The 13,469-nt window shown below is 71.9% G+C and carries 12 protein-coding genes; 5 read left to right on the top strand and 7 right to left on the bottom strand.

Annotated features, from left to right (window positions below):
- Positions 1-3: 3 nt before the first annotated feature.
- The gene (locus ACWCPI_RS14960) at positions 4-186 is read right to left on the bottom strand and encodes a hypothetical protein (protein WP_451038499.1); all 183 of its coding nucleotides are present in this window, start codon (positions 184-186) and stop codon (positions 4-6) included.
- A 130-nt stretch (positions 187-316) separates the two neighbouring features.
- Here ACWCPI_RS14960 and ACWCPI_RS14955 point away from each other — a divergent pair, with 130 nt between their 5' ends.
- The 4 genes from ACWCPI_RS14955 (at position 317) to ACWCPI_RS14940 (ending at position 5,176) form a co-directional block, all read left to right on the top strand.
- Positions 317-1,555, top strand: a complete 1,239-nt coding sequence (locus tag ACWCPI_RS14955; RefSeq protein ID WP_451038498.1) for a low temperature requirement protein A — start codon at positions 317-319, stop codon at positions 1,553-1,555.
- A gap of 280 nt (positions 1,556-1,835) precedes the next feature.
- Positions 1,836-2,864, top strand: coding sequence for a P1 family peptidase (locus ACWCPI_RS14950; RefSeq protein ID WP_451038497.1), 1,029 nt, complete (start codon positions 1,836-1,838; stop codon positions 2,862-2,864).
- A gap of 166 nt (positions 2,865-3,030) precedes the next feature.
- Entirely contained in the window at positions 3,031-4,251 is a 1,221-nt protein-coding gene (locus ACWCPI_RS14945; RefSeq protein ID WP_451038496.1) for a L,D-transpeptidase, read from the top strand.
- 178 nt (positions 4,252-4,429) lie between these two features.
- Positions 4,430-5,176, top strand: coding sequence for a DUF6227 family protein (locus tag ACWCPI_RS14940; RefSeq protein ID WP_451038495.1), 747 nt, complete (start codon positions 4,430-4,432; stop codon positions 5,174-5,176).
- A 15-nt stretch (positions 5,177-5,191) separates the two neighbouring features.
- On the opposite strand, the gene ACWCPI_RS14935 is transcribed toward ACWCPI_RS14940, so the two are convergent.
- From ACWCPI_RS14935 to ACWCPI_RS14915, 5 genes are all read right to left on the bottom strand, one after another.
- The gene (locus ACWCPI_RS14935; RefSeq protein ID WP_451038494.1) at positions 5,192-5,446 is read right to left on the bottom strand and encodes a hypothetical protein; all 255 of its coding nucleotides are present in this window, start codon (positions 5,444-5,446) and stop codon (positions 5,192-5,194) included.
- A 119-nt stretch (positions 5,447-5,565) separates the two neighbouring features.
- Entirely contained in the window at positions 5,566-7,623 is a 2,058-nt protein-coding gene (locus ACWCPI_RS14930) for a PTS fructose transporter subunit IIABC (protein ID WP_451038493.1), read from the bottom strand.
- A 244-nt stretch (positions 7,624-7,867) separates the two neighbouring features.
- Positions 7,868-8,815, bottom strand: coding sequence for a 1-phosphofructokinase (pfkB, locus tag ACWCPI_RS14925; RefSeq protein WP_451038492.1), 948 nt, complete (start codon positions 8,813-8,815; stop codon positions 7,868-7,870).
- Complete coding sequence (locus ACWCPI_RS14920; RefSeq protein WP_451038491.1) at positions 8,812-9,573, bottom strand: DeoR/GlpR family DNA-binding transcription regulator; 762 nt, start codon at positions 9,571-9,573, stop codon at positions 8,812-8,814. The genes pfkB and ACWCPI_RS14920 overlap by 4 nt, the downstream gene beginning before the upstream one ends.
- A gap of 365 nt (positions 9,574-9,938) precedes the next feature.
- Positions 9,939-11,486 (bottom strand): MFS transporter, encoded by a 1,548-nt coding sequence (locus ACWCPI_RS14915; protein WP_451038490.1) that lies wholly within the window; start codon positions 11,484-11,486, stop codon positions 9,939-9,941.
- A gap of 63 nt (positions 11,487-11,549) precedes the next feature.
- Here ACWCPI_RS14915 and ACWCPI_RS14910 point away from each other — a divergent pair, with 63 nt between their 5' ends.
- Complete coding sequence (locus tag ACWCPI_RS14910) at positions 11,550-12,515, top strand: helix-turn-helix transcriptional regulator (RefSeq protein ID WP_451038489.1); 966 nt, start codon at positions 11,550-11,552, stop codon at positions 12,513-12,515.
- A 48-nt stretch (positions 12,516-12,563) separates the two neighbouring features.
- Here the strand turns inward: ACWCPI_RS14910 and ACWCPI_RS14905 are convergent, their stop codons facing one another.
- Positions 12,564-13,187: a TetR/AcrR family transcriptional regulator gene (locus ACWCPI_RS14905; protein WP_451038533.1), complete on the bottom strand. Its 624-nt coding sequence runs from the start codon at positions 13,185-13,187 to the stop codon at positions 12,564-12,566.
- Positions 13,188-13,469: the final 282 nt, after the last annotated feature.

The raw sequence follows: 13,469 nt of genomic DNA, 5'->3' as shown, positions 1-13,469 counted from the left end.
GCCTCAGAGGTGGTGGGGCGGCTTCTCGTCGAGGAAGCGCTTCAGGTCGGCGGCGCTGTCGCCGTCGCCGCCCGGCCGCTCGCCCCATCCGCGGTCCGTGTCGTCCGAGGACTGCTGGTCCAGCGGGTCGTCGAAGATCAACGCGGGCTTGGGCCGGCGCGGCTCGGGGGTCGGGGCGGTGCTCATGCGTCCAGGGTACGGCCCCGCGGGCGCCGGCCTCCCGGGCGGCGGGCCCCCTGCCCGTGGGCCGCGGGGCTTGCGCCCCGGTGACGCGCTGGGCAAGAAATTCCCCGCCCCTTCTGCTGTGCTTGATCCCATGACGTCCAGTTCGACTCCCCCGCCGGACTCCTCCCGAGCGCACGAGAGCCACCGCCCGCTGCGCAGGCTCACGCCCCGTGGTCGCGGTGAGGCGCACCGGCCCGCCACTCCGCTGGAGCTTCTGTTCGACCTGTGTTTCGTCGTGGCCGTCGCCCAGGCGGGCATCCAGTTGGTGCACGCCGTGGCGGAGGGGCACGCGGGTGAGGGGATCCTCGACTACGCGATGGTCTTCTTCGCCATCTGGTGGGCCTGGATGAACTTCACCTGGTTCGCCTCGGCGTACGACAACGACGACGTCCTCTACCGAATCGCCACCCTGGTGCAGATCGCCGGTGTGCTGGTCCTGGCCGCCGGGATCTCCCGGGCATTCGAGGACCACGAGTTCCTGGCCGTCTGGCTGGGCTACGTGATCATGCGGATCGCCCTCGCGGCGCAGTGGCTGCGCGCGGCGAGGGCGTGCGAGGGCCCGGAGAGAACGACGGCACTGCGCTACGCGGGCGGGGTGCTGCTGTGCCAGGTCGGATGGCTGGGGCTGGTGGTCCTGCCCGAGGCCGCCAGGCCCTGGGCGTTCCTGGTGATGGCAATCCTGGAGATGTGCGTGCCGCTGTACGCGGAGAAGGACCACCCCACGTCCTGGCATCCGCGCCACATCGCCGAGCGGTACGGGCTGTTCACCATCATCGTGCTCGGCGAGAGCGTCGCGGCGGCCACGATCGCGGTCAAGGCCGGTATCGACGAGAGCGACGAACTGGGCGAACTGCTGCCGATCGCCGCGGGCGGGCTGCTGATCATCTTCGCCGCGTGGTGGGTCTACTTCGTGGTGCCGATCCACGGTCACCTGCGGGGCAACAGACAGGCGTTTTTGTGGGGGTACGGCCACTACGTGGTCTTCGCCTCGGCGGCCGCGATCGGCGCGGGCCTGGAGGTGGCGGTCGAGCAGGCCATCGGCAAGGCGCACATCTCGACACTGGCCGCGTCGGCCGCGGTGACCCTGCCGACGGCGCTCTATCTGCTCGCCGTGTGGGCGCTGCACTCCCGTCACTTCAAGGTGGGCATCGCCCAGCAGCTGGTACTGCCGACGGCGGCCCTGCTGGTGATCTGCTGCACGTTCCTGGGTGACTGGGCGGTGCCGGCGGCCGGCCTGGTCTCGGTGCTGACGGTGGCGGTCGGGGTGACGCTGACGGCGCGCACGACGGGCCTGGAGAGCGGACATCGGGCGCGGGCGCCGGTCGCCTAGGTCGTGTCCGCAAAGTCCCGTCGTCCGCCCGGAGGGCGGGCCCCGCGGCGTATGGTGCGTGCTCTCGGCGTGCCGGGCGGAAGCCCTCGTACTGGTTGTACGTGGGCTTTCGCCCGGTGCGGCGAGAGTGCCTGCCAGGCGTCGCGGGGCAGGCGGGACTTTGCGGACACGACCTAGGGTCCGTGCGACGCCGGCTCGATCCGAACGACAGGCATTGAGGGGTCCGGGCTCGCCCGAAGGGGGCATGGGCCGGCGCCGGTCGCTGGACGACACTGGGCGCATGACAGTTGACGCTCTGACAGATGTCGCGGGGCTGCGGGTGGGCCATGCGACCCGTTCCGGCGACGGTTGGCTCACCGGCACCACGGTCGTCCTCGCACCCGAGGGCGGGGCGGTCGCCGCCGTGGACGTCCGCGGCGGCGGCCCTGGCACCAAGGAGACCGACGCGCTCGATCCGCGCAACGTCGTGCAGCGGGTCGAGGCGATCGTGCTGACCGGCGGCAGCGCGTACGGGCTCGACGCGGCGTCCGGGGTGATGGCCTGGCTGGAGGAGCGCGGCCGTGGGGTGCGGGTCGGGGTGGATCCGGCGCATGTGGTGCCGGTGGTGCCCGCGGCGTGCGTGTTCGACCTCGGGCGGGGTGGCGACTTCCGGGCGCGGCCGGACGCGGCCACCGGTCGGGCGGCGGTCGAGGCGGCCGCGGCGAGCGAACCCGGCACGCCGGTGGCGCAGGGCTGCGTGGGTGCCGGTACCGGGGCCACGGTCGGGCCGGTCAAGGGCGGGATCGGCTCGGCGAGCATCGTCCTGGACTCGGGGATCACGGTGGCCGCTCTCGTGGTGGCCAACGCGGCGGGGTCGGCCGTGGATCCCGAAACGGGGGTCCTGTACGGGGAGTTGTTCCAGGGCCGGGTGGAGTACCCGGCCCAGAGCGTGCACGAGGCCGCGCGCCGGCACCTCGCCGAGCTGGCCGTGAAGAACGCGCCGCCACCGCTGAACACCACGCTCGCGGTGGTCGGCACCGACGCACGGCTGTCCAAGGCGCAGGCGCAGAAGCTGGCCGGTACGGCGCACGACGGCATCGCGCGTGCCGTGCGGCCGGTGCATCTGCTCAACGACGGGGACACGGTGTTCGCGCTGGCCACCGGGGAGCGCCCGCTGGACGCCGAGCGTCCCCTCGCGTTGAACGAGCTTCTCGCGGCGGGCGCGGACGCGGTGACGCGCGCGATCGTGCGTGCGGTGCGGGCGGCCGAGTCGGTGGACGGGCCGGGCGGAGTGTGGCCTTCGTACCGGGAGTTGTACGGCAGCCCGTGACGAGCGGGGCGGGCGCGGCGGTGCCCCGGTCCCGTGTGGGTGATTGTCGCGGTTCTGTCACGTGATGGCGTTCACTGCGCACGTGGGGAACCCGCTCCCGTGACGGTGGCCTCTTCCACCGTGGAACGGAACGGATCCCGCAGACCGCATGAATATGGAGTAGATCGTGACAACGCCGGACATAGCAGCACGGCCCGCGCTGGGGGCCTGTGCCGCCCTGATGATCGGCGCCCTGACTCTCACCGCCTGCGGCGGGAGCGGCGACGCCGGCAAGGAGGACGGCAAGGGCGGCGGCAAGGACGGGTCCACGTCCGCCGCGAGGATAGCGATCTCGGCGAAGAACGGCTCGACCGGAGCGTCGATCAACACGACCGGCGTGAAGGTCAGTGACGGCGAACTGACCGACGTGAAGATGACGGTGGCGGAGACCGGGCAGTCCGTGCCGGGCTCCCTGTCCGCCGACGGCGGCAGCTGGAAGCCCAAGGAGCAGCTGGAGCGAGGGACGAAGTACCGGATCGCGGCCACCGCCGAGGACGGCGACGGGCGCAGGGCCACCGCCGACTCGACGTTCACCACGGTCACGCCCGCGGGCAGCTTCATCGGCACGTACACGCCCGACGACGGCACGACGGTCGGCGTCGGCATGCCCGTGTCGTTCACGTTCGACAAGGCGATCAGCGACAAGAAGGCCGTTCAGTCGCACATCACGGTCACGTCCAGCAGTGGGCAGAAGGTGGTCGGGCACTGGTTCGGGACGCAGCGGCTCGACTTCCGGCCCCAGGAGTACTGGAAGACCGGGTCCAAGGTCACGATGAAGATCGACCTGGACGGCGTCGAGGGCGCGAACGGCGTCCGCGGGGTGCAGAAGAAGACCGTCACCTTCACCGTCGGGCGCTCACAGGTCTCCACGGTCGACGTCGACACGCAGACGATGACGGTCGTGCGGGACGGAAAGACGATCAAGTCCGTGCCGATCTCGGCGGGCAGCTCGGAGTTCTCCACCTACAACGGCCAGATGGTGATCTCCGAGAAGGCCAAGCAGCTCCACATGGACAGCCGCACCGTCAACCTCGCCGACGCCTACGACATCAAGGATGTGCCGCACGCGATGCGCCTGACGAAGTCGGGCACCTACATCCACGGCAACTACTGGTACAACAAGGGCAACCCGCCCTTCGGCCGCCAGGGCACCAGCCACGGCTGCGTCGGTCTGCAGGACGTGAAGGGCGGACAGGGGGACACGCCCTCCAAGTGGTTCTACGACAACTCGCTCCTCGGCGACGTGGTGATCGTCAAGAACAGCCCGGACAAGGACGTGACCCCGGACAACGGACTCAACGGCTGGAACATGCCGTGGAGCCAGTGGATCGCGGGCAGCGCTGTCTGAGCCACCGAAGTACCCTCCGAACAGGGATTCTTGACAGTACGTCGGGCCGCGCGGGAACTTCTCGCGCGGCCCGAGCGTTTCACCGGACGTACGTTTTCTCGGTTCCCGGACATGATGTCCGACCGAGGGGCTACGGTATGCACCCACAAGGTGACATGCAGCAACGCCGGGAGAAACCTTGAGCGTTCCGTACGAGACGGCAGCGTACGAACCACCCGAGTCGCCGGAGTCTCCGGATGAGCACCTCGCGCGGCTCCTCGGCCGCGCCCTGAACTCCTTCGAGTTGCCCGACGAGACGATAAGGCTGCTCGACTGCGCGCTGGCTCACGACAGCTCGCTGCACTCCGCGCACCACAGCGCGGGGCTGCACCGCGAGACGTACCGGCACACCTGGCTGCTCGCGGACGGCTCGGCGCTCACCCTGTGGGAGCTCGTCCACAACACCGCGCGGGACGGGGCGCCGCAGCACGAGGTGTACGTCGACGAGGAGGAGCTGCGCGCCGCGACCGCGCGGCTGCCGCTGCCGCCGGACGCACCGGACTTCGAACTGCCGGTGACCGTCCAGCTGTCGCCGATCCCCTCGCCGCGGCACGCCTACGTACCGGACGGCTCGGCGGACCACGCACGCCGGCTTCTGCGCCGCGCCGAGAACGCCGACCGGCCGGACGCCAAGACGGCCGCGCTGCTCGCCACGGCGCGCGCGCATCAGATCACGCAGGCGTTCGGACGGCCGTGCCGGGTGGGCCGCGCCGGGTTGTGTTTCTCGCTCTACGAGCACGCCTTCCTGCTGCGCGACGGCAGCGAGGTCTCCCTCTGGGAGGTCGAGCACACGGCGACCCCGGACGGGCGGCACATGTGCGAGGTGTACGTCGACGAGGACGCGGCGCGGGACGCGATGGAGCGGCGGGCGGCCCAGGTCTCGTAAGCCCCGGACGGTCGGTCAGCGGCCGTCGCCGAGCTGTCGTACCAGTCCGGCGAAGGCGTCTCGTTCCGCCGCGGTCAGTTCCACGGCCTCCCGCTCGGGCGGGGTCTGCCGCTGGTGCGGGAGCGCGGGGAGCGCCGGGTTCACGTGCCGCGGCGACACGCCGGGGCGGGTGGCGCGAAGGACACGGACCAGCCCGATCACCCACAGCACGGCAGCCAGGGCGAGGACGACCGGGCCCAGTAGCTGGAGGAACGAGACGTGCTCAGGCATGCGTTCCAGTAGACACCACGGTCCGGGCCTTTGGGCCCGGACCGTGACGTATCTCGCAGGTGCCGTGAACAACTCACAGCGCCCCAAAGGGACAAGCGGGAGCCTGCCGGGCGGAGTGCTTACGCCGCGACCGGCTGCTTGGCCGACGTGGCCTCGGCGGCCGGGGACTCGGCGGCCGTCGTGCCCTCCGGGGTCGTCTTGCGCATGCCCTTGAGGAGGATGACCAGCCCTGCCGTGACCACCGTGCCGATGGCGATGGCGAGCAGGTAGAGCACCGGCTTGCCGATCAGCAGGGTGACCCAGACACCGCCGTGCGGGGCGCGCAGGGTCGAGCCGAAGGACATGGTCAGCGCGCCGGTGACCGCACCGCCCGCCATGGAGGCCGGGATCACGCGCAGCGGGTCGGCCGCGGCGAACGGGATCGCGCCCTCGGTGATGAAGGAACCTCCCAGCACCCAGGCCGCCTTGCCGTTCTCACGCTCGGCGGTGGTGAACAGCTTCTTGCGGACCGTGGTGGCCAGGGCCATGCCCAGCGGCGGGACCATGCCCGCGGCCATCACGGCGGCCATCACCTTCATCGCGGAGTCGCTCGGGTCCTGCGCGGTGATGCCGGCGGTGGCGAAGGCGTAGGCGACCTTGTTGACCGGGCCGCCCAGGTCGAAGCACATCATCAGGCCGAGCAGGATGCCGAGCAGGACGGCGTTGGTGCCGGAGAGGCCGCCCAGCCAGTCCGTCATGGCCTTCTGGGCCTCGGCGATGGGCTTGCCGATCACGACCAGCATCAGGAAGCCGACGACCATGGAGGAGATCAGCGGGATCACGACCACCGGCATGATGCCGCGCAGCACCGGCGGGATCTTGATCCGCTGGATGCCGAGGACGACGGCACCGGCGATCAGACCGGCGGCCAGGCCACCGAGGAAGCCCGCGTTGATGTCGGCCGCGATCATGCCGCCGACGAAGCCGGGCACGAGACCGGGCCGGTCCGCCATGCCGTAGGCGATGTAGCCGGCCAGGACGGGGATCAGGAAGCCGAAGGCGACGACGCCGATCTGGAACAGCAGCGCCGCCCAGCTGTCGACCTGGAGCCAGTCGAACTGCTCGGTGACCGGCTTGGCCTTGTTGATCTCCCAGCCGCCGATCGCGAAGCCGAGGGCGATCAGCAGACCGCCGGCCGCGACGAACGGGACCATGTAACTGACCCCGGACATCAGCCACTTGCGCAGCTTGGTGCCGTAGCCCTCGCCGGGCTCGCCGGCGCGCTCGACCGGGGTGCCGGGCCGGGCCGCGGCCGTGACCTCGCCGCGGGCCGCCTTCTCGCGCACCTCGGCGATGAGTTCGGCGGGGCGGTTGATGCCCGCCTTCACGCCGGTGTCCACGGTGGGCTTGCCGGCGAACCGGTCCTTCTCCCGTACGGCCACGTCATGGGCGAAGATCACGCCGTCCGCCGCCGCGATGACGGCCGGGTCGAGCCGGGTGAAGCCGGCCGAGCCCTGCGTCTCGACGACGATCTCCACGCCCGCGTCGCGGCCCGCGTTCTCCAGGGACTCGGCCGCCATGTAGGTGTGGGCGATGCCGGTCGGGCAGGAGGTGACGGCGACGATCCGGAAGGGGCGGTCCTCGGACGGCTTCGTCAGGGCGTCGGGGGTGGTGCCCGTGGCGTCGTCGGCGGAGGCCGCCGCCGACGACGCCACGGAGTCTTCGGAACGGGCGTCGGCGGCCTCGGCCGCCGGGGGCTCCTCGCCCCGGATCAGCGCCGCCGCCGTCGCCGGGTCGCCGGCCGACCGGAGCGCGTCCGTGAACTCGGCGTTCATCAGCTGCCTGGCCAGCGACGAAAGGATCGTCAGATGGGCGTCGTCCGCGCCGGCCGGAGCGGCGATCAGGAAGATCAGGTCCGCGGGACCGTCCGCCGCGCCGAAGTCGATACCGGCGGCGCTGCGTCCGAAGGCGAGCGTCGGCTCGGTGACGTGCTCGCTGCGGCAGTGCGGGATACCGATGCCGCCGTCGAGGCCGGTCGGCATCTGCGCCTCGCGGGCGGCCACGTCGGCGAGGAAGCCGTCCAGGTCGATGACCCGGCCCAGAGCCACCATGCGCTCGGCGAGGGCACGCGCCGCCGCTTCCTTCGTGTCGGCGGACAGGTCGAGATCGACCAGGTCCGCGGTGATCATGTCGCTCATCGCGGGCTCCTTAGCACGCGTATCGCCCGGGGAGTCTGCTGGGCGGGGAGGGGGACGGGGGTGCGAGAGGGGGTGGCGGGAACGCGGTGGGGGGTGGAGGGGGAGGCGAGGCCGGGGAAACCCCGCCTCCCCGGGGCGGCAGAGCGGCTCAGGGGGCGCTGCCGTCCGTCCGCGGCCGTGAGTAAGGGCGAGCTTCGCCGCTCACCCGGCGGATCCGCAAGAACTGTGACAATCGCGGCATTCGTCATGACACCGGCTCCTTGAGTACGCGGCCCTCCGGCACCTCGGACGTGACCGTGACCGCCGACAGGTCCAGGTCGTCCGGGGACGGCATCACGCTGCCGGGCAGCTGTACGGCCGCCGCGCCGTGGGCGACCGCCGAGGCGAGGGCCTGCGGTCCGCTGCCACCGGCGATGAGGAAGCCAGCTAGGGAGGAGTCGCCGGCGCCGACATTGCTGCGCACGACGTCGACGCGCGCGCTGCCGAACCAGGCACCCGAGCCGTCGACCAGCAGCTGCCCGTCGGCGCCCAGACTCGCGAGCACGGCCTGCGCACCCATCTCGCGCACCTCCTCGGCCGCCTTCAGGGCGTCACCCACGGTGGTCAGGGGGCGCCCGACGGCTTCGGCGAGTTCCTCGGCGTTCGGCTTCACCACGTCCGGCCGGGCCCGCAGGGCTTCGAGGAGGGCACGCCCGGAGGTGTCCAGCGCGATCCGCGCACCCCCGGCGTGCGCCCGCGCGACCACATCGGCGTACCAGGACGGTGCGAGCCCCCGCGGCAGGCTCCCGCAGCAGGCGATCCAGTCCGCGTCGCGCGAGTGCTCGCGCACCGTCTCCAGCAGCAGCTCCTGCTCGGCCGGCGACAGCTCGGGACCCGGAGCGTTGATCTTCGTCAGCACGCCGTCCGACTCGGCGAGGGCGATGTTCGAGCGGGTGGCCCCGGCGATCCGCACCGCCGTGACCTCGATGCCCTGCGCGTCGAGCAGGTCGGCGACGAGCGCGCCGGGCGCACCTCCCAGGGGCAGGACCGCGATGGTGCGCCGCCCGGCGGCCGTGACCGCCCGTGAGACGTTCACACCCTTGCCGCCCGGGTCCATGCGCTCGCCGGTGGCGCGGATGACCTCGCCGCGGTCGAGTGAGGGGACCTCGTAGGTGCGGTCCAGGGAGGGGTTGGGGGTGACGGTGAGGATCATGCACGCACCACTTCCGTGCCGCCGCGCTCGATGGCGGTGGCGTCTTCGGAGCTCAGCCCGCTGTCGGTGATCAGCAGGTCCACGTCGCTCAGGTCGCCGAAGCGGGCGAAGTGCTCCTGGCCGTACTTGGAGGAGTCGGCCAGCAGCACCACCCGGCGGGCGGCGGCCACGGCCGCGCGCTTGACCGCCGCCTCGGCGAGGTCGGGGGTGGTCAGACCGTGGTCGTCAGAGAAGCCGTTGGCCGCGACGAACAGGACGTCGGCGCGGATCTCGCCGTACGCGCGCAGCGCCCAGGCGTCCACGGCGGCGCGCGTACGGTGCCGTACGCGCCCTCCGATGAGGTGGAGCTGGATGCCGGGGTGGTCCGCGAGGCGGGCCGCGATGGGCAGGCTGTGGGTGACGACGGTCAGGGACGCGTCCAGCGGAAGGGCTGCGGCCAGGCGGGCCACCGTCGTACCGGCGTCGAGGATCATCGTGCCCTCGGTGGGAAGCTCGACGAGGGCCGCCTTGGCGATCCGGTCCTTCTCGTCGGCGGCCGTCGACTCGCGCTCGGCGATGTCCGGCTCGAAGTCCAGGCGCCCGGCCGGGATCGCGCCACCGTGCACACGGCGCACGAGCCCGGCGCGGTCGAGGGCCTTCAGATCGCGGCGGATCGTCTCCGCCGTCACCTGGAACTCCTCGGCCAGCGACAGGACGTCCACTCTGCCGCCCTCACGAGCGAGTCGGAGGATCTCCTGCTGCCGCTCCGGTGCATACATGTCCGCTTGCCTCCGAACCATGCCCGAACTTGTGGTTTCGCTTGGGAGGCTACGCCCAGATTTCCGGAAAGTAAACAGATACGGGCCCAATCAGGCATGATCGGGCTTCCCTGTTGGCGGTTGACGGGCGGGAACGGAAGCGAACGAACGCGCACCAAGCAGCGAGCACCCGCCGCCGGGGCAGTGCCCCCACGGGGTGCACCCGCCGTCCGCCGGCCCCCACACGAGGCACACCCGCCGTCCGCCGGCCCCCGAACAAGACACACCCGTCGTCCGCCGGCCCGACACCCCCCGCCCCCGGACACACGAGTGGCCCGGCACCGAAGTGCCGGGCCACTCCCCCGCTCCTGGACCGCCGTGCCCGCTCAGGACACCAGCGCCGGCTCCTTCTCCCCCGTCGGCGACGGGACGTCGGCCGCTCCCTCGACATGCTGTGCCGGGCGCCTGGGCAGCGCGAACATCAGCAGGAAGATGGCGCCCATCACCGCGGCCACCCAGCCCAGCGCGTGCTGGAAGCCGTCCGCGAAGGCCGCGCCCACCGCCGGGCCCCGGGCGCCCTCGGACAGCCGGTCGTCGATGACGCCGAAGAAGACCACCGAGACCAGGCCGAGGCCGAGCGCGTTGCCCATCTGCTGGACGGTGCTGATGAGGCCGGACGCCGAGCCCGAGTGCTCACGCGGCACCTCGGACAGGATCGCGTCCGTCAGCGGGGCCACGATCAGGCCCATGCCGACACCCATGACGACCAGGGGCAGCGCCATCTGCCAGGGCTCGATGGACAGGCCGTAGTGGGCGGACTCCCAGATGTAGAGCAGAACGCCGACCGCCATCACCAGCGCGCCCGCCTGGAGCACCTTGCGGCCGAAGCGCGGGACCAGTTTCTGGACGGACATGCCGGCCGCCGTCGAGACGGCGATCGAGAACGGGATCCCGGTCAGGCCGGCCTTCAGCGGGCTCCAGCCCAGGCCGAACTGCATGTACATCGTCCAGACCAGGAAGAAGATGCCGAGCGCCACGCCGAAGACCGTCTGGACGGCGATGCCGGCCGCGAAGCTCTTCACCTTGAACAGCGACAGTTCGACCAGCGGGGAGCCGTCGCGGGCGGCCTTCCGCTTCTCGTACGCCACCAGCGCCGCGAGGACCACGACCGCGCCCGCCATCGACACGTACCCCCACAGCGGCCAGCCCAGCTCGCGGCCGCGGGTCAGCGGGTACAGCAGCATCAGCAGGCCGAGGGTGACCAGGGCGACGCCGACGAGGTCCAGCTTCAGGGCCTTCGGGGCCTTGGACTCGGTGATGAAGCGGCTGCCGAGGATCAGGCCCGCGATGCCCACCGGGAGGTTGATGAGGAAGATCGGGCGCCATTCGAGGCCGAACAGGTTCCACTCCGTGAGCAGCGCGCCCAGCAGCGGTCCGGTGACCGCACCGAGGCCGACGACCGCGCCGAACAGGCCGAAGACCTTGCCGCGTTCGTGGGCCGGGAAGGTGGCGTGCACGATCGACAGGACCTGCGGGACCATCAGCGCCGCCATCGCGCCCTGCAGGAGGCGGGAGGCGACCAGCATCTCCGGGTTCGCGGCGAAGCCGCACAGCGCCGAGGCGACGGTGAAGCCGCCGATGCCGATGAGGAACACCCGCTTGCGGCCGTGTATGTCACCGAGACGGCCGCCCGTGATCAGGCCGGCGGCGAAGGCGAGGGCGTAACCGGCGGTGATCCACTGGATCTGGCCGAAGGTCGCGCCGGCGTCGCGCTGGATCGACGGGATGGCGATGTTGACGATCGTGACGTCGACGAGGTCCATGAAGGCCGCGGTCATCACGATCGCGAGCGCGAACCAGCGTCGGCGGTCGGCGGTGGGAGGGGCGGGTTCTGTCTGTGTCGCGGTCGCGCGCTGCGTCTCGGCTGAGGTCATGGCAAGAAAGCTATTCCCGCACTAGGTCAGATCGTGTCCTACTTGTGCGGCATTCTCGAATGTATGACGACGGATACTCCGGCAAGGCTGCTGACGCTCCTGTCCCTCCTTCAGACGCCTCGCGAGTGGCCCGGTGGCGAGCTCGCCGACCGGCTCGGGGTGTCGCGGCGCACGGTGCGACGGGACATCGACCGACTGCGGGAACTGGGATATCCGGTGCAGGCGACCAAGGGGGCCGACGGGGGCTACCGGCTCGTCGCGGGCAAGGCGATGCCGCCTCTGGTGCTCGACGACGAGGAGGCCGTGGCGATCGCGGTCGGCCTGCGGGCCGGTGCCGGGCACGCGGTCGAGGGAGTGGAGGAGGCGTCGGTACGGGCGCTGGCGAAGCTGGAGCAGGTGCTGCCGGCGCGGCTGCGGCATCGGGTGTCCACGTTGCAGGCGGCGACGATGCCGCTCATCAGCGGGGACGGGGCGAGCATCGCGCCCGAGACGCTGACGGTGATGGCGTCGAGCGTGGCGGGGCGCGAGCGGCTGCGGTTCGCGTACCAGGCGGGGGACGGCACGAAGTCGCGTCGCTCGGTCGAGCCGTACCGGCTGGTGTCGACGGGGCGGCGCTGGTATCTCGTGGCGTACGACCTGGACCGGGAGGACTGGCGGACGTTCCGCGTCGACCGGGTGAGCGAGCCGTTCGCCACGGGCGCGCGGTTCGCCCCGCGGGAGTTGCCGGCCGGGAGTGCGGCGGAGTATCTGCGGCAGTCGATGCGGCGGCGGCAGGAGACGTACGAGTTCTCAGTGACGTTCGGTGCGCCCGTGGAGTTCGTCACCGCCCGGCTGCCGAGGTGGCTGGGAACGCCGGAGGCGATCGACGAGGGGCGGCGGTGCCGGTTGCGGGGGGCCGTGGGGGACGCCGTGGAGTGGATGGCGGTGCGGCTGGCGATGGTGGACTGCGAGTTCGTGGTGGAGTCCCCCGAGGAACTGGTGCGGTGCGTGGCGGAGTTGGGGGGACGGTTGAGCCGCGCGGCCGGGTGAGGGAGGCGCTGCGCGGCATCGCCGCGCTTCACCCCGTATCGCCGCGCTTCACCCCGCGGAGTTCTCCCAGGGGAAGTCGCGCAGTGCCTCCAGGTTGCGCAGCGCCAGGGCGGCCGGGCCGTGCGGGCCCTGGGCGGGGGCCGATCCGGCGGCCCAGGTCTCCACCGCCACCCGTACGGCCGCCGCGGCCACCGCGGCCGCGAAGCGGAGCTGCGGGGAGGGCGGCCGGCCCGGCTCGGCAACGTTGTCGGCGGGCTCGGCGCCCGCGCTTCGCGTACCCCTGTCCGCCAGCACCGCCGCCAGGCTCGTCTCCGCCTCACGGCAGACCTCGGCCCAGACCTTGCGCAGGGCCGGGCTGGAAGTGGCCAGGTTGACCAGGGTGCGGACCCACTCCCAGGAGGCGGCCGACACCGCGGTGCCGGGCTGCAGGGTGTGGCGGACGGCGTGCTCCAGGGCTTCGGGCACGGGGAGTTCGGGCGGGGCGCCGCGGACGGCCTCGTACCAGCGGTCGGCGCCGGCCGCGTAGAGGGGCGCCACCGCCTCCTCCTTGGTGGCGAAGTAGCGGTAGAAGGTGCGCGGCGCGATACCGGCGGCCTGGGCGATGTCCTCGGCCCGGGTGGCTCGTAGGCCCTGTTTCACGAAGAGACCGGCCGCGGCGCGTGCGATCTCCATACGGGTCGCCGCCTTGCGGCGCTCCGTCAGGGAGCCAGAGGCGGTGGAGGGGCGTGCGGGGCTGCTCACGTTCGGCACGCTATGCCCATGTGGCACAATCTGCCATTCGGGTGGGCCACCCCGTGGTTCAGGTACGGGGTGGCCCATTCTTCATACGCGGGAGAGATGGAGCCGGGCCCCGGCGCCCAGGGGGGACGGGCGCCGAAGCCCGGCTCTGAGGAAGTCCCGGCGCCGGGGGGAGTGCGTCGGGACTTGGTCCGAAGGTCGTGGTGCGGGCGGGGC

Source organism: Streptomyces sp. NPDC001920, from assembly GCF_053594495.1.
Note: the sequence above shows the minus strand (reverse complement) of the source record. Positions and strands in the feature narration are given on the sequence as shown.